Genomic DNA, 14,949 nt, shown 5'->3' with positions numbered 1-14,949 from the left:
TCGAGGCGGAAAAGTTGAAGGGCCGCTAAAGACCGCCCGCAGAGGCGGCGATGCGCATCTAGGGACGAACCGAAGAGAAGGAATTCCAAATGCCGATCAAATCGAGACTGTTCGCCAGCGTGGCGGTGCCGGTCCTGTCCCTGCCGCTGATCATCCAACCGGTGCATGCAGGGCCCATTGGCTTGAGCACCGTGAACCCGCCGGTCGCGGCTTCGAACCTTGTACAGGTTCAGGAACAGCCGGCCGCCGAAGAGGGCGAGGAAATCATCAAGCGTCGCCAGAGCCGCGAAAATGCCGAGGAACCTCAGGGCGAACGTCCGTCCCGCCGCGAGCAGCGGGCGCAGGACGATAACGGCGAGGGCGGCGAACGGCCGCAGCGCCGCGAACGCCAGGCGGAAGAGCAGCAGCAGGAACGGCCCCGCCGAGAGCAGCGCGCCGAAGAACCGGAGGCGGAACGTCCACGCCAGCGGGAACGTCAGGCCGAGCAGGGTGAGGGCGGTGAGCCGACACGCCAGCGCGCGCAACAGGCCGAGGAGCAGGCACCCGAGCGCCCTCGTCGTGAACAGCGCCGCGAAAACGCTGAGCAGGCTCCGGAACAGGCGCCCGAACAGCAGCAGCGGCAGACCCGGGAGCCAGCAGCCGAGCAGCCGGCGCCCGTGCAACAGGCGGAAGAGCCCAAGCCTCGCGAACAGCGTGCCGCCGAACAGCCGCAGGCGGAGCGTCCGTCGCAGGCTGAACGTCCGGCCGAGGAACCGCAGCGCGAAAGGCCGCGTCGCGAGCAGCAGAATGCCGAGCAGCCGGCTGAGAGCAAGCCCGCGCAGCAGGCCGAAGATCCCGCTGCACGTCCCGAGCCGACGCCGCGCAGCGCCGAGCAGCCGGCCGGCGAACGTCCGCGCCAGCGCGAGCAGCAGGCCGGTGAGAGCGAAACTACGCCGCGGCCTCCTCGCCAAGAGGCTCAGGATGGTCAGTCGCCCGGCAGGCCGCCGCGTGACGGGCAACCGTCGGAACAGCGCGCCACCAGTGGCGGCGAGCGTACCGAACCGCGCCCTGTGGAACAGAGCGCCGAGCAGCCGATGCTGCCGGTCGAAAACGGTGCAGCGGTGCTCGACAGCGCCAAGGAACAGCGCCCGGACCGTCCCGCCCGCGACGGTGAGCGTCCGCGCGGCGAACGCCCGCGTGATCCTGCCCGCCAGCAGGCGCAGGAGCCGGCGGCACCGCCGCCGCGCAACGATGCTGATGCGCAGGCCAACGAGCGCATCAGCAACGAACAGCGCGAACAATGGCGTCGTGACCGTCGCGAACTGGTCGAGGAACGCGGCGAACGGATGAACGAGCGGCCCGAATTCGAGCGGCCGCGCGGCTGGGATATTCAGGGGCCGGTTGCAGGAAGAGATCGCGACCAAGGTCGAAACCAGGGGCGTGACCGTGACGGCGCGCGTGGCCGCGACCGTGACAGTGGTCGGGTGATCATCTCGATCGACAACCAGAACTATGTTCGCCACAACGACAGCCGCCGTTTCTACGAGGACGGACGCGGACCGGAATACGAGCGTCTCGGCGACGGCCGTTATCGTGAGGTGGTGGAACGCAGCGACGGCACGCGGGTGGTGACGATCCGCAACCGTTACGGCGAGGTGGTGCAGCGCTCGCGCATCGTGCGAGGCGGCGAGGAATACGTGCTCTATTACGCCCCGGAACTGCTGGAGGATCGCCGTGATTACACCTGGCGCGATCCGGGCGATGATCTGCCGCCGATGCGCCTAACCGTGCCGGTCGACGATTACATCATCGATACGTCGAGCGAGCCGGACCGCGACTATTACGAATTCCTGGAGCAGCCGCCGGTGGAGCGGGTCGAAAGACCCTATTCGCTGGACGAGGTTCGTTACTCCGCGCGTATCCGCGACAAGGTTCCGCGCATCGACCTCGATACGATCACCTTTGCCACGGGCAGTGCCGAAGTGCCGATGAACCAGGCGCGTTCGCTGCGCAAGGTGGCGGATGCGATCAATCAGGTGCTCGAAAAGGACCCGTCGGAAACCTTCCTGATCGAAGGCCATACGGATGCTGTCGGATCGGACGATAGCAATCTGATTCTTTCCGACGAGCGGGCGGAATCCGTTGCGGTCGTGCTGTCGGAGGCGTTCGGCATTCCGCCGGAAAACCTCACGACACAAGGCTATGGCGAGCAGTATCTGAAGGTGAATACGGATGCTGCAAACCAGGAGAACCGCCGCGTCACGATCCGCCGCATCACGCCGCTGGTAAAGCCGGTCGCGTCGAACCAGTAGGTGTCATGACTTGAAACAATAGCCGTCGGCAGCGATGCTGGCGGCTTTTTCATGATTGCCGCAGTGCCTGCGGTATCGAAGTCAACGCTTTGGCAGGCCGATCTTTTCGATGATGAAATCGGCGATCGCGACAGTGTCGTCGAGGTCGAAGACGGGCAGGGTAGCGTCCTGGACCGGATGGTCGGCCGCGATGGCGACGATATGCGGGTCGTTCGGAGCCAGTGGCTCGCGGCTTTTCGATTCCGTCCGGCGGGCCTCGATTTTCGGGATGGCCTCGCGCTTGTAGCCTTCGACGAGGACGAGATCGCAAGGGGCGATACGGGCAAGGATTTCTGTAAGCGTCGGCTCCGGCGCACCACGCAGCTCGTGCATGATGGCAAAGCGGGTGCCCGACACGATCGTCACTTCCTCGGCGCCCGCTTCGCGGTGACGGAAGGAATCGGCGCCTTCGCGGTCGATGTCGAAATCATGATGAGCATGCTTGACGGTCGATATGCGATAGCCGCGGCCTGTCAGTTCGCTGACGAGGCGGCTGGTGAGGCCGGTCTTGCCGGAGTTTTTCCAGCCGGATACGCCGAATGCCGGGGTAGCCTTCACCTTTGTCGTCATCGTCATGCAAGTACCTCGGCGAAGCCTGCGGCACGCGCCAGGTCTTCCTGCGTGTTGAGATTGAGGAATGGGTCGAGCGTGCCGTGATCCGTCTCGATGACCGGGAAATCGACCGTCACCGACCGGTGATGATCTATGAACGCCATGATGCGGCGGTTGTCCTCTTCGACGAGCCAGCGTTGCAGGGACGCCGACAGGGCAATGGGCCAGAGCGCAAAGACCGGATGATGGCGACCGAGCGAAGAGGCGATGACGATCGTCTGCGCGTCGGGATATGTTGCGGCGAGACGCTGCGTCAGGTCGAGCGGCAGGAACGGGCTGTCGCAAGGGGTGGTGAGAAAATGGGTGGTGCCGGCACCGGCTTGCGCGTGATGGCGCATGCCTGTGAGAATGCCCGCAAGCGGGCCGAGCTGGCCTCCCGGATCATCCGAGATGACCGGAAGCGCGAACTCCTCGAACGATGCCGTGGCGTTGATGGCCAAGGTGGAGACCTGCGGTGTCACACGGCGGACGACATGGCCGAGCACGGTATCGCGGCCAAGCGGCAGGAGCGCCTTGTTGGCTCCCATGCGGCTTGATTTTCCGCCGGCCAGAATGAAGCCGGGCGGGCGCGAAAGACTGGCCATACCGTTCTCCTTCGGCTGGGTTTCGTTGCTGCCGACGGCTGTTAGCCGAGCTTGCCGGCTGCCACAAGATGTCGCAGGGCAGGAAATGCCGCCGATGCTCCAACCGCCGCACGTCTCAGCCGCCCGCAGGCGGAATGGCGGCCTTCTTGGCGGTGTCGATGGCGCGGCGGCTTTCACGGTAGAAGGTATAAAGCCCGGAACAGATGACGATGGCAGCGCCCAGAAGCACGGATGTGCCGGGACGCTCGGAAAAGATCACCACGCCGATCAGGAGCGCCCAGATGAGGCTGGTGTAGCGGAAGGGAGCGATGAACGAAATCTCGCCGGCGCGCATCGCCATGATCACCGTCTGGTAGCCGCAGAAGACGGTAATGGCGGTCAGCGCCAGAAGCAGCCAGCTGGTGTCCGATATCGGCCGCCAGCCACCGAAGGGCAGAACCAGCGCGAAGCCGACGACCATGGTGACGAGCGAGGTGAAGAAGGTGACGTGCAGTGTCGGGATATCCTTGGCCATGCGTCGCGTCGTCAGATCGCGGCAAGCGGTGAAACAGACGGCTGCGAGCGGAAACAGGGCGTCGGAGGAAAAGCCCTCCGGGCCTGGGCGGATGATCAGGAGCACGCCGCAGAAGCCGACGATGATGGCGCTCCAGCGCCGCCAGCCGACCGGCTCCTTGAACAGCAGCGCCGCGCCGAGCGTCACTGCCAGCGGCAGCGACTGCATGATCGACGAGGCCGCGGCGAAATCGATCCGGGCGAGCGCATTGAAGAATGTCAGCGTTGCGCCGAGTTCGAAGGCGGTGCGCAGAAGCACGAGCGGGTGGGTGAGGGTGCGAAGCGAGATGCGCTGCCTGAGATACAGCGTCAGGGCAAAGACCAGTGCGGTGGTGATGATTCCGCGCACCGCCATGATCTGGGCGATCCCGAGATCCTGCGTCAGGGTCTTCACCATCGCATCGTTGCAGGCAAACGTTGCCATGGCGGTAGCCATGAAGAGCGCGCCGCGCGTGTTTTCCGACAATGCCATGCTGATTCCCTCATCCCGACGACATTCTTCCTAAGCCAATGCGTGGATTGCCGCCAGTTGTCGGTTGCCTGTCCGATCTGCCTGCAGGGCATGGCCTGCGGGTAATTGCGCCGCACACGCAATTAACGGTTACTCAACCGATTGTGGCGAAGGTGGCGAAAATCTTCCCGCATGAGGCTGGAATCGCTTTGTTGCCCGCGCATGGGGTCGCGGCTGCGGCATGGCCAATGATGGGGAAAAAATGTTCGTGGATCGCCTTCTTCAGGGCCGCAGGATCGTCACCAAGGTCCTGCTTTTCGTCATTCCGCTCGTATTGCTGATCGCCGGCGTGGGACTGGCCGGCTATTATACGGCAAGTACGCTTAACGGCCATATGACCGTGACCCGAGCGACGATCGAGAACATCGGCGACTTCGAAAACCTGCAGACCAGCCTGCAGGAGTTTTCGGCCATGCCGAGCGATGCAACGCTTGCCGACCTGCGTGCCGCTGTCGATGCGCAGGAGAGAGGTGTCGTGACACTGGAAGGGCTGCTGGTCTCGGATGACGACCGCGCCCGTCTCCAGCCGGTGACCGGACTTGCTTCGGCGATGCGTGCCCATGCCGACACGCTCTGGGCGGTCAAGACGGAACGGGACGCGACCGAAGTTTCGCTCGATGCCGGCATGACGGAGATCGCAGCGCTTGGCAGCGGCGTCGAGAAGCAGGTGGGCACATTGCGCAAGCAGACCGAGGGCAAGGAGAACTTTGCCAAGGGGATGCTGCTCGAATCCTTCGCCTACAACGCCATCGCCGGCCGTATCGCCAACCTGCGCGATGCCATGCGCCGCGCGGAAAGCGACGATGCCGCCATCAATACTGCCAAACTCTATCTCGGCGCCCTCGACGAAGAGTTTTCCAAGATCAACGGACTGGTGCCTGAAAGGGCCGCCAAGGCATTCGATCCGGCACGTCAGGCCGCGTCCGATCTCAACGCTGCGCTATCCGGTGGCGCGCCGGTTGCCGACAAGGCCCGCGCGGCCCGTATCGGCGCCAGTGCCTTCATGCGTATTCAGGGCGAACTCGACGCTCTGACGACGAAGAAGGCCGTCACGGCCGCTGAGCGGTTCGTCGGGCTGGAAGGCGATGTCACCGCCCAGCGCGAACTTCTGGCCCAGACCGAGGACCTGCTGCGCCGCATCGGCGAGTTGCAGCTGCTCGTAGAGCGGGTGCGCAGCACCGTTTCCGAAGATTCACGGACAGCTCTAATTGAAAGCATCGCAGGCTTTCGTAACGTCAGCGCCCGCGTCTCGGAACTGGCGCGCACCAATGTGACGATGGCCGAGTTTGCCGGCAAGGTCGCCACGCATCTGTCGATGCTCGAGAGCGCATCCGGAAAGCTGATCGCGATTGCCGCCGACTGGCAGCAGAAGCGTTTGGATGCGGGGGCCTCGGTGACCGGCGGCATGGCCGGGCTGAAGGATTTCGTTGCCCAGGCACAGGAAGTCGGCAAGGAGGATAGCGAGCGTTCGGCAACGCTTTCGGTGGCGGCCATGGTCATCGGTACGGTTCTGGCGATTGCCGGCGGCCTGATGCTGGTGGAAACGCTGCGTGGTCCGTTGCGCCGCGTCACCGAGGTGATGAAGCGTCTGGCCGACGGCGATCTGGAAGTGTCGATCGAGGGCCGCGAGCGCGGCGACGAGATCGGTGACATGGTGCGTTCGGTTACCGTCTTCCGCGATGCCGCCAAGGAGAATATCCGCCTCGAACAGGAGGCTGCAGCTGCCCGTCAATTGTCGACGGCAGAGGCCGAGCGGCGCGCAAGCGAGCGTGCCCGTATAGCGGCCGAGCAGGAACATGCGCTGACGGCACTCTCCGACGTGCTCGGCAATCTCGCCGAGGGCGATCTTGCGACCGGCATGGACGAGAACCTGCCGGAAGACTTCGTCACCATGGCGCGGACCTATAACCAGGCTGTTGAGGCGCTGCGTGCGACGCTTTCGGAAGTGCGGTTCGCCGCACAGGAGATCGATGGCGGTACCGCCAACCTCTCGTCCTCGGCCGACGATCTGGCACGCCGCACCGAGCAGCAGGCCGCAGCGCTGGAAGAAAGCTCCAGGGCACTGCGTCATCTCAACGACGTCGTACGCAGCACCGCCGCAAACGCCAAGCAAACCTCGCAGTCGGTCAATGAGACGGAGGAGTTCGCCGTGCGGTCCGGCGAGGTGGTCGCACGCGCCGTCAACGCCATGGGAGAGATCAGCCGCTCGTCGGACAAGATCAGCCAGATCATCGGCGTGATCGACGAGATCGCCTTCCAGACAAATCTTCTGGCGCTGAATGCCGGCGTCGAGGCGGCTCGCGCCGGTGAAGCCGGCCGCGGCTTCGCCGTCGTTGCGCAGGAAGTCCGTGAACTCGCCCAGCGCTGTGCCGGCGCCGCACGCGAGATCAAGCAGCTGATTTCGGCAAGCTCGACCCAGGTCGAGAGCGGCGTGCAGCTCGTCGAGCAGACCGGCGACGCTTTGTCGAAGATCATCGGGCATGTGAGCGATGTGCGCAAACTCGTGGCGCAGATTTCCTCTGCGGCAACCGAACAGTCGACGGGTATTACCGAAGTCACCCAGGCGGTGCAGGAGGTCGAATTGATCACCCAGCAGAACGCCGCGATGGTGGAGGAAAACAACGCCGAAATCCACGGCTTGCGCCGCCGCGTCGAGGACCTGACCCACAAGATCGGGCGGTTCCAGACCGGATCGGAAAGTGCTTACGAAGAGGTGTCCTACAGCGCTCCCTATCGCCGAAGCGACGCTGCCTGATATCCAACCTTGATTGTTGTACAGCCACGGAACTGCTGTTTCGCGGCTGTACCAATAGATCGCTGTTCCGACGCGATCATATTCTTGACGCGCGATTCGAACTCGGCAAATCATGCGGTGTTTGAAGTATAATGAAATTATAAAGTCGGGGGACGCTATGGCACTTTCAGTGCAGGAGCAGATGCTTATTGAGCAAAGGGTAACCAATGAGGCCAAATCGATAGGTGCAGCCTATCTGCTTTGGTTATTCTTGGGCGGGTTGGGCGGCCATCGTTTCTATCTCGGGCGGACGGGCTCGGGAGTGGTCATGCTCGTGCTTTTGGTACTGGGTTTGCTGACATCGGTCATCGGTGTCGGCGCTATTCTGCTGATCGCTGTCGGTCTCTGGGCGCTTGTCGATGCGTTTCTGATCCCTGGCATGGTCGCGAAGCAGAAAGAAGATGTGCGCCAACGCTTGACCATGCAGGCGCTGACCAACGGCGGCAACCGGGCGGCTTAACATCAGCACCGCTTTGCCCGCTGCTGTCAGGGACGAATGAGCGTCACCCGCCGGTGACGCTCATGTGGCGGGCGACGGCGGGGCGGTTGTGGGTGCGGTCGATGATGAAATCGTGCCCCTTGGGCTTGCGGGTGATCGCCTCGTCGATGGCGTTCGACAGATGTTCGTCGCTGTCTGATGCGCGCAACGCTGCGCGCAGGTCGGCGGCGTCGTTCTGCCCGAGGCACATGTAGAGCGTGCCGGTGCAGGTGAGGCGCACCCGGTTGCAGCTTTCGCAGAAGTTATGCGTCATCGGCGTGATGAAGCCGAGCCGGCCGCCGGTTTCCTTGACCTCGACATAGCGGGCAGGCCCGCCTGTCATATAGGGAATGTCATTAAGCGTGAACTGGTCCATCAGTGAGGCGCGGACTTGGCTCAAAGGCAGATACTGATCTGTGCGATCCTCGTCGATCTCGCCCATCGGCATCGTCTCGATCAGCGTCAGGTCCATGCCGCGCGCGTGGGCGAAGCGGATCATTTCGGGGATTTCCAGATCGTTGAACCCCTTCAGCGCCACGGCATTGAGCTTGATCCTGATCCCCGCCTTCTGCGCCGCCTCGATGCCTTCCATCACTTTGGCAATGTCGCCCCAGCGGGTGATCGTCTTGAACTTGGCGGGATCGAGCGTGTCGAGCGATACGTTGATACGGCGCACACCGTTGTCGAACAGGTCCTGCGCGTAGCGGGCGAGCTGCGAGCCGTTGGTGGTCAGCGTCAGTTCGTCGAGGCGGCCGGCCTTGACGTGACGGCCGAGTTCCTCGATGAGAAACATGATGTTTTTGCGCACCAGCGGTTCGCCGCCGGTCAGTCTCAGCTTTCGTACGCCCTTGGCGATGAAGGCCGAACAGAGCAGGTTCAGCTCTTCGAGCGTCAACAGGTCCTTCTTCGGCAGGAAGGTCATGTTTTCCGCCATGCAATAGGTGCAGCGGAAGTCGCAGCGGTCGGTGACGGAGACACGCAGATAGCTGACGGCGCGGCCGAACGGGTCGATCATCGGCGCAACGGCCGGATCGGCGACGAGGGGCTTGCTCACTGGGTAATTCACGTCATCTTACTCCTGCTGACCGGAATCTGGTGACGGCATTGACCAACGTCAAGCGTCGCGGTCCGGCAAAGGCAGTCTCGGGTGTTTGCGCCGCGGCCGAAAGACTTGCGACAAGTTGACGAAATCCATAATCCTGAGCCGATGAAATTGGAAGAGCAGATATGACCAGCCCAGTAAACGATCCGTGGCCGACGGAGTTGCGCCTGTCGCAGGACAAGCGGACCCTGGCAGTGACATTCGACGATGGTGGGCATTTCGACCTTGCCGCCGAGATGCTGCGGGTCCTGTCGCCTTCCGCCGAGGTTCAGGGTCATGGACCGGGGCAGAAGGTGACCGTGCCGGGCAAGCGAATGGTGACGATCCGCAACATCGTGCCCGCGGGAAATTATGCCGTCCGCCTCGCCTTCGACGATGGTCACGATAGCGGCATCTTTACCTGGCGTTACCTGCATGAACTGGGTACGGACGGCGGCGGCCTGTTTCGGGAATACGAACGTGAATTGGAGGCCAAGGGTCTCAGTCGCGAAACTGTGATACGGGCGCGATAACCAACAAGGCTTGAAAAGGGGAACAGACGGGTGGCAGCGGAAACAAATGCGAGTGAACTGATCCAGGTCGTGGCGCTTCTGGGTGCAGGCGTCATCGCCGCGCCGCTGTTCAAGCGGATCGGGCTGGGCTCGGTGCTCGGCTATCTGGCCGCCGGCCTGGTGATCGGGCCGTTCGGGCTGAAACTGGTTTCCGATCCGCAGGCGATCCTGCATATCGCGGAACTGGGCGTGGTGATGTTCCTGTTCATCATCGGTCTGGAGATGCAGCCGTCGAGGCTGTGGAACATGCGCAAGGATATTTTCGGCCTAGGCGCCTTGCAGGTCTGCGCCAGTATCGTGGCGCTGATGGCGATCGGCCTCGCCTTCGGGCAGTCTGCGCCCGTCGCCTTCGTCGCCGGAACCGGCTTCGTCCTCACTTCGACGGCGATCGTCATGCAGATGCTGCAGGAGCGCAATCACCTGCACACGCCGAAGGGCCAGCATATCGTTTCGATCCTGTTGTTCGAGGATCTTGCCATCGTGCCGCTTCTGGCGATCGTCGCATTGCTCGCCGCCGGCGGCGGCGAAGTGACCGTTTACGAGCGGCTGCAATCTGTCGGGATCGGCATTGCGGCGCTTCTGGCGCTCGGCGTCGCCGGTCGCTATCTGCTCAATCCGTTTTTCCGGCTGCTTGCCAGCTCCGGTGCCCGCGAGGTGATGACGGCAGCCGCCCTGCTCGTCGTGCTCGGCTCGGCGCTGCTGATGGATCTTGCCGGCCTGTCGATGGCGATGGGGGCGTTTCTCGCCGGCGTTCTGTTGTCCGAATCGTCCTTCCGCCATCAGCTGGAAGCCGATATCGAACCGTTCCGCGGCATTCTTCTCGGCCTCTTCTTCCTCGGCGTCGGCATGGCGGTCGACCTCGCGGTGATTGCCGCCAACTGGCAGCACGTTCTGCTGGCTGTCGTTGCCTACATGATCGTCAAGGCACTGGTGATCTATGGCGTGGCGCGACTTCTGGGTGCGCCACATCCTGAGAGCGTCGGACGGGCGATCCTGATGGCGCAAGGCGGCGAATTCGCCTTCGTGCTGTATGCCGCCGCCGCCGCAGAAGGCATTTTCGATGCCGATACCAATGCGGTTCTGACGGCGACCATCGTGCTGTCGATGGCCGTGACACCGCTGATCGTCGCCTTCTATGTCCGTATCGCGCCAAAGCCTCAGGTCGATACGAGCGGCCTCAACCAGCCGGAAAACATCGAGAACACGGTGCTGATGATCGGCTTCGGCCGGTTCGGCCAGATTGTCAGCCAGCCGATGCTCGCGCGCGGCTATACCTTGTCGATTATCGACCGGGATGCGGAATTCATCCGCGACATCGGCGATTTCGGCTTCAAGGTGTTTTACGGCGACGGGTCGCGGCCCGAGATTCTGCATGCAGCAGGAGCGGCAACCGCCAAGGCGATCCTGATCTGTGTCGACGACAAGGAAGCGGCTATCAAGATCGCCGAGATCGTCAAGGAAGAATACCCGATGATCCCGGTTCTGGCGCGCGCATATGACCGAGGTCATGCAATCGACCTCCTTAAGGCCGGCGTCGACTATCAGATCCGAGAAACCTACGAATCAGCACTGAACTTCGGCAGCGAAGTCCTGCAGGTTCTGGGCGAAGACGAGGAACTGGCAGCGCAGATGATCGAGGAATTCCGCGAGGTCGATCGCGAACGCTTTGCCATGGAACAGGTCGGCGGCATCTATGCCGGTCGCTCACTGATCAAGGGCAATGCGCAGCCGGCCGATGTCATCGCCGCAAGAACGGGCCGCGAGCGCGAGCGCCGCGAGGCGGCACAGGCGGCGGCGGAAGGCGCCGCCACATGAACGCGACGCCGGACATCATCACCTCCGTCGAGCAACTGAAGGCGATCTATGACGGCGTGGCGGAAGCTGCCGTCGCCAAGGTCACCTCCTGCCTGACGGCGGAATACCGGCAGATGATCGAGACCGCGCCGTTCGTGGCGCTGGCAACCGTCGGGCCGGAAGGGCTCGACTGTTCGCCGCGCGGCGATCTCGGCGGGGTCGTAAGGGTGGAGGACGAGCGGACACTGGCGCTGCCCGACTGGCGCGGCAACAACAGGGTCGATTCGCTGATCAATATCGTCCGTGATCCACGGGTGGCGCTGATGTTCCTGATCCCCGGTTCGAATACGGTGATGCGGGTCAATGGAACGGCAGTGGTTTCTGTCGATCCGGCATTGCTCGAAAGTTTCGAGATGGATGGCCGGCATCCGCGCACCGTGGCGCTGATCACGATCGGCGAGGTCTATTTCCAGTGCGCGCGCGCCCTGATGCGGTCGCAATTGTGGAACCCGCAGCGTTTCGTCGATCCGAAGGGGCTGCCGACGCCGGGAGAACTTCTCAAGGCGGCAAAGGCGGACTTCGATCACGAGACCTATGACCGCGAATGGCCGCAACGTGCGGCGAAGACCATGTGGTGAAAGGCGGCTCCGGCCAGAAAGCCGGAGCGTTAAACCGCTATTTCTTGTAGATCAGCCAGTTCTTGTTGATGTAGTGGCTCTTCATGCTTTCCTCGAAGTACATGGAGCGATTACGCCCGCCGTTCTTGGCGTGGTAAAGAGCGGCATCCGACTGTGCATAGAATTCGCTCGGATCGGTTGCCTGCGCGGCCATCGAATAGCCGAGCGAGATCGTCACCGGCCCGTAATTCACGCCTGAACGCGAATTGCGGAAATTGCGCGTTTCGAGCGCACGGCGCACCCGCTCGCAGATGATCATCACTTCGTCCGGCGTGTTGCCTTCGACGAGGATGGCGAATTCCTCGCCGCCGGTGCGGGCGACGAAGACATCCTTTCGGACATTGGCGCGGATGACGGAGGCGACGGTCGCAAGGATCTTGTCGCCGACCGGATGGCCGAAATTGTCGTTGATCTTCTTGAAATTATCGATGTCGGCAAGGATCAGGCCGGTGAGCGGCAGGGCCGTCGGATTGTCATAGGCAAGTGCCAGGCGTTCGTCGAAGGCGCGACGGTTGGAGAGCCGGGTGAGCGAGTCGGTGTTGGCGATCCGCTTGTACTCGTCGAGTTCGCGGCGGACCTGATCCATCTCGTTGGAGCGCTGCACCATGTCGTCGACGGTCTTTTCGCCGTGAGCCATCTTGTCGTCGGTCGCCTGATGCAACAGGCTGATGGCGCTACGCAGGATTTCCGAGGAGAAGGTGTTCTTCGAATTGATCCGTGCCGCCGTTTCGCTGAGCAGACGGCCATAGCTTTCGAGCGAGTTCTGCTCCTGTCGCAGGAGTTTCAAGAGCGCGTCGACTTCGCCGAGAATCTTGTCGTTGGCCTTTTCGATCACGGCTGAGTGCGATGCGCCGAGATACTGCTCGGCGATCTTGTCGAGATCTTCTTGCGTCGCGCGGCTTCCAAGCGCCGCAAGGTCGCGGGTGAGGTCCGGATTGGAGCCGATATAGGCTTCGTAGAACAGCTGATAATTACGCGGAATGGGTGAAAGCCCCATGGACTTCACCGCATAGATGATCTGCCCCATCAGATCGGCCGATTGCACTTTAGGTGCAGATATCGTCGTCATCGACGACCCCCATTTGTTCCTGCTGCATAAAGTTTGGTAAATCTCTAAGTTAAAAGTATTGGCAAAGCATTAAAGTGTGCATCGGTTGCGCTCCTCGTTCGGATAGGGCGAGGATGCTTACTTTGGAATTTAATTTATGTAAATCAGTGTTTTACGGCAACTCCCCAGGGCGCTATGGTAGTCGGATGGCAGGTGGCGATCCTGGGTTCTTGAAAATATATTATATTTATTGCTGTGCCGGCACAGTAACGCCGGCACAGTTATCGGAAATGTGATTTTGTATTACTTTGGGCCGATCATGTTTTCCGGGCGAACGTACTGGTCGAACTCCTCGTTCGTCAGGTAGCCGCCGCCGACGGTCTCTTCGCGCAGTGTCGTGCCGTTCTTGTGGGCGGTCTTTGCGATCTTGGCGCAGGCGTCGTAGCCGAGCCTGGAGTTGAGCGCGGTGACCAGCATCAGCGAGTTTTCGACACCCTTGCGGATGTTGTCTTCACGGGCCTCGATGCCGACAACGCAATTGTCGGTGAAGGAGACGGCGGCATCGCCGAGCAACTGCACCGACTGCAGGAAGTTGTAGGCCATCATCGGATTGTAGACGTTGAGTTCGAAATGCCCCTGGCTGCCGGCAAATGTGAGGGCTGCATGGTTGCCGAAGATGTGGGCGCAGACCTGGGTGAGGGCTTCCGACTGGGTCGGGTTGACCTTGCCCGGCATGATCGACGAGCCCGGCTCGTTTTCCGGCAGCGACAGTTCTCCGAGGCCAGCGCGCGGGCCGGAGCCGAGGAAGCGGATGTCGTTGGCGATCTTGAACAGTGCAGCGGCGGCGGCGTTGATCGCACCGTGCGAAAAGACCATTGAATCGTGCGACGCCAGCGCCTCGAACTTGTTCGGCGCGGTGACGAAGGGCAGGCCGGTGATCCTGGAGATTTCGTCGGCGACCTTTTCGGCAAAGCCGATCGGGGCGTTCAGTCCCGTGCCGACCGCCGTGCCGCCCTGGGCAAGCTTGGACAGGGCAGGGAGCGTCAGTTCGATATTGGCAATCGCCGAGGCGACCTGTGCCGCATAGCCGGAGAACTCCTGGCCGAGTGTCAGCGGGGTTGCATCCTGCGTGTGCGTGCGGCCGATCTTGATGATGTGGCTGAATGCCTTCACCTTCGCTTCGAGCGCCTGATGCAGGTGCTTGAGAGACGGCAGGAGGTGGTGGTGGATCTGCTCGACGCAGGCGATGTGCATGGCCGTCGGATAGGTGTCGTTCGACGACTGGCTCATGTTGACGTGGTCGTTCGGGTGAACCGGCTTCTTGGAGCCCATTTCGCCGCCGAGCATTTCGATCGCCCGGTTGGAGATCACCTCGTTGGCGTTCATGTTGGACTGGGTGCCGGAACCGGTCTGCCAGACGACGAGCGGAAAGTGCTCGTTGAGCTTGCCGTCGATGACTTCCTGGGCTGCGTCGATGACGGCCTTGCCGATGGCGGCGTCGAGGCCGGAAAGCTCCATGTTGGCACGGGCGGCGGCCTGCTTGACGATGCCAAGCGCGCGCACGACTGCGAGAGGCTGCTTTTCCCAACCGATCTTGAAATTGCCCAGTGAGCGCTGCGCCTGCGCGCCCCAGTAACGGTCGCTCGCGACGTCGATCGGGCCGAATGTGTCGGTTTCTGTACGGGTGGATGCCATCTTCGCTGCCTTTTCTCCCTGATGCTCCCGCCGGTGCGTAAGTCCATGAAAGCGCGAGAGGCGCATGACTGCTCCGGCGGGCGCATTACTATACGAATAGCCTGTGTCTGCAAGTCGCGATCGGCGTATTTCGCCCTCGTATTGGCGTGGCGTTTATGACACGCGGACCTGATTTTTGGCGTGGCAAGATTGTAGTTCGATGTGGGAAATGAATGCGCATC

12 protein-coding genes are annotated in these 14,949 nt (G+C 62.3%); 6 read left to right on the top strand and 6 right to left on the bottom strand.

The genetic code is table 11. The features are described from left to right. The first annotated feature begins 89 nt into the window (after nt 1-89). Nucleotides 90-2,291: an OmpA family protein gene (locus AC0JZ4_RS15120; RefSeq protein WP_471887177.1), complete on the top strand. Its 2,202-nt coding sequence runs from the start codon at nt 90-92 to the stop codon at nt 2,289-2,291. Between the two features lie 81 nt (nt 2,292-2,372). On the opposite strand, the gene mobB is transcribed toward AC0JZ4_RS15120, so the two are convergent. From mobB to AC0JZ4_RS15105, 3 genes are all read right to left on the bottom strand, one after another. Then, a complete protein-coding gene (gene mobB / locus AC0JZ4_RS15115; protein ID WP_471887900.1) occupies nt 2,373-2,900 on the bottom strand; it encodes a molybdopterin-guanine dinucleotide biosynthesis protein B in 528 nt (175 codons plus the stop codon). A 2-nt stretch (nt 2,901-2,902) separates the two neighbouring features. Then, nucleotides 2,903-3,526 carry a molybdenum cofactor guanylyltransferase MobA gene (gene mobA, locus AC0JZ4_RS15110; RefSeq protein ID WP_471887176.1) on the bottom strand — a complete coding sequence of 208 codons (624 nt, stop codon included), beginning with the start codon at nt 3,524-3,526 and terminating at the stop codon, nt 2,903-2,905. Between the two features lie 115 nt (nt 3,527-3,641). Continuing rightward, a complete protein-coding gene (locus AC0JZ4_RS15105) occupies nt 3,642-4,550 on the bottom strand; it encodes a DMT family transporter (RefSeq protein WP_471887175.1) in 909 nt (302 codons plus the stop codon). A gap of 241 nt (nt 4,551-4,791) precedes the next feature. Here AC0JZ4_RS15105 and AC0JZ4_RS15100 point away from each other — a divergent pair, with 241 nt between their 5' ends. Continuing rightward, nucleotides 4,792-7,344 (top strand): methyl-accepting chemotaxis protein, encoded by a 2,553-nt coding sequence (locus AC0JZ4_RS15100; protein ID WP_471887174.1) that lies wholly within the window; start codon nt 4,792-4,794, stop codon nt 7,342-7,344. A 157-nt stretch (nt 7,345-7,501) separates the two neighbouring features. Then, nucleotides 7,502-7,843 (top strand): NINE protein, encoded by a 342-nt coding sequence (locus tag AC0JZ4_RS15095; RefSeq protein ID WP_471887173.1) that lies wholly within the window; start codon nt 7,502-7,504, stop codon nt 7,841-7,843. Nucleotides 7,844-7,886: 43 nt separating this feature from the next. Here the strand turns inward: AC0JZ4_RS15095 and moaA are convergent, their stop codons facing one another. After that, nucleotides 7,887-8,876: a GTP 3',8-cyclase MoaA gene (gene moaA, locus AC0JZ4_RS15090; RefSeq protein WP_471887899.1), complete on the bottom strand. Its 990-nt coding sequence runs from the start codon at nt 8,874-8,876 to the stop codon at nt 7,887-7,889. A 212-nt stretch (nt 8,877-9,088) separates the two neighbouring features. Here moaA and AC0JZ4_RS15085 point away from each other — a divergent pair, with 212 nt between their 5' ends. Genes AC0JZ4_RS15085 through AC0JZ4_RS15075 form a run of 3 tightly spaced genes read left to right on the top strand, consistent with a single transcriptional unit; the run spans nt 9,089 to nt 11,946 of the window. Continuing rightward, nucleotides 9,089-9,475, top strand: a complete 387-nt coding sequence (locus tag AC0JZ4_RS15085) for a gamma-butyrobetaine hydroxylase family protein (protein ID WP_471887172.1) — start codon at nt 9,089-9,091, stop codon at nt 9,473-9,475. Nucleotides 9,476-9,505: 30 nt separating this feature from the next. Next, nucleotides 9,506-11,329 (top strand): monovalent cation:proton antiporter-2 (CPA2) family protein, encoded by a 1,824-nt coding sequence (locus AC0JZ4_RS15080; protein WP_471887171.1) that lies wholly within the window; start codon nt 9,506-9,508, stop codon nt 11,327-11,329. After that, nucleotides 11,326-11,946: a pyridoxamine 5'-phosphate oxidase family protein gene (locus AC0JZ4_RS15075; RefSeq protein ID WP_471887170.1), complete on the top strand. Its 621-nt coding sequence runs from the start codon at nt 11,326-11,328 to the stop codon at nt 11,944-11,946. The genes AC0JZ4_RS15080 and AC0JZ4_RS15075 overlap by 4 nt, the downstream gene beginning before the upstream one ends. Nucleotides 11,947-11,983: 37 nt before the next feature. Here AC0JZ4_RS15075 and AC0JZ4_RS15070 read toward each other — a convergent pair whose 3' ends face one another. Together AC0JZ4_RS15070 and fumC are read right to left on the bottom strand one after the other, a co-directional pair. Next, entirely contained in the window at nt 11,984-13,054 is a 1,071-nt protein-coding gene (locus AC0JZ4_RS15070; RefSeq protein WP_471887169.1) for a GGDEF domain-containing protein, read from the bottom strand. A 282-nt stretch (nt 13,055-13,336) separates the two neighbouring features. Next, nucleotides 13,337-14,728, bottom strand: a complete 1,392-nt coding sequence (gene fumC, locus AC0JZ4_RS15065; protein WP_471887168.1) for a class II fumarate hydratase — start codon at nt 14,726-14,728, stop codon at nt 13,337-13,339. Nucleotides 14,729-14,949: the final 221 nt, after the last annotated feature.

This window comes from [Rhizobium] kunmingense, from assembly GCF_977018605.1.
The sequence above is the reverse complement of the archived record's forward strand: the minus strand, read 5'-3'. Positions and strand labels throughout refer to the sequence as shown.

Coding starts and splice junctions, on each gene's coding strand:
- AC0JZ4_RS15120 (WP_471887177.1), top strand. CDS start 90: ATGCCGATCAAATCGAGACTGTTCGCCAGCGTGGCGGTGCCGGTCCTG.
- mobB (WP_471887900.1), bottom strand. CDS start 2,900: ATGACGACAAAGGTGAAGGCTACCCCGGCATTCGGCGTATCCGGCTGG.
- mobA (WP_471887176.1), bottom strand. CDS start 3,526: ATGGCCAGTCTTTCGCGCCCGCCCGGCTTCATTCTGGCCGGCGGAAAA.
- AC0JZ4_RS15105 (WP_471887175.1), bottom strand. CDS start 4,550: ATGGCATTGTCGGAAAACACGCGCGGCGCGCTCTTCATGGCTACCGCC.
- AC0JZ4_RS15100 (WP_471887174.1), top strand. CDS start 4,792: ATGTTCGTGGATCGCCTTCTTCAGGGCCGCAGGATCGTCACCAAGGTC.
- AC0JZ4_RS15095 (WP_471887173.1), top strand. CDS start 7,502: ATGGCACTTTCAGTGCAGGAGCAGATGCTTATTGAGCAAAGGGTAACC.
- moaA (WP_471887899.1), bottom strand. CDS start 8,876: ATGATCGACCCGTTCGGCCGCGCCGTCAGCTATCTGCGTGTCTCCGTC.
- AC0JZ4_RS15085 (WP_471887172.1), top strand. CDS start 9,089: ATGACCAGCCCAGTAAACGATCCGTGGCCGACGGAGTTGCGCCTGTCG.
- AC0JZ4_RS15075 (WP_471887170.1), top strand. CDS start 11,326: ATGAACGCGACGCCGGACATCATCACCTCCGTCGAGCAACTGAAGGCG.
- AC0JZ4_RS15070 (WP_471887169.1), bottom strand. CDS start 13,054: ATGACGACGATATCTGCACCTAAAGTGCAATCGGCCGATCTGATGGGG.
- fumC (WP_471887168.1), bottom strand. CDS start 14,728: ATGGCATCCACCCGTACAGAAACCGACACATTCGGCCCGATCGACGTC.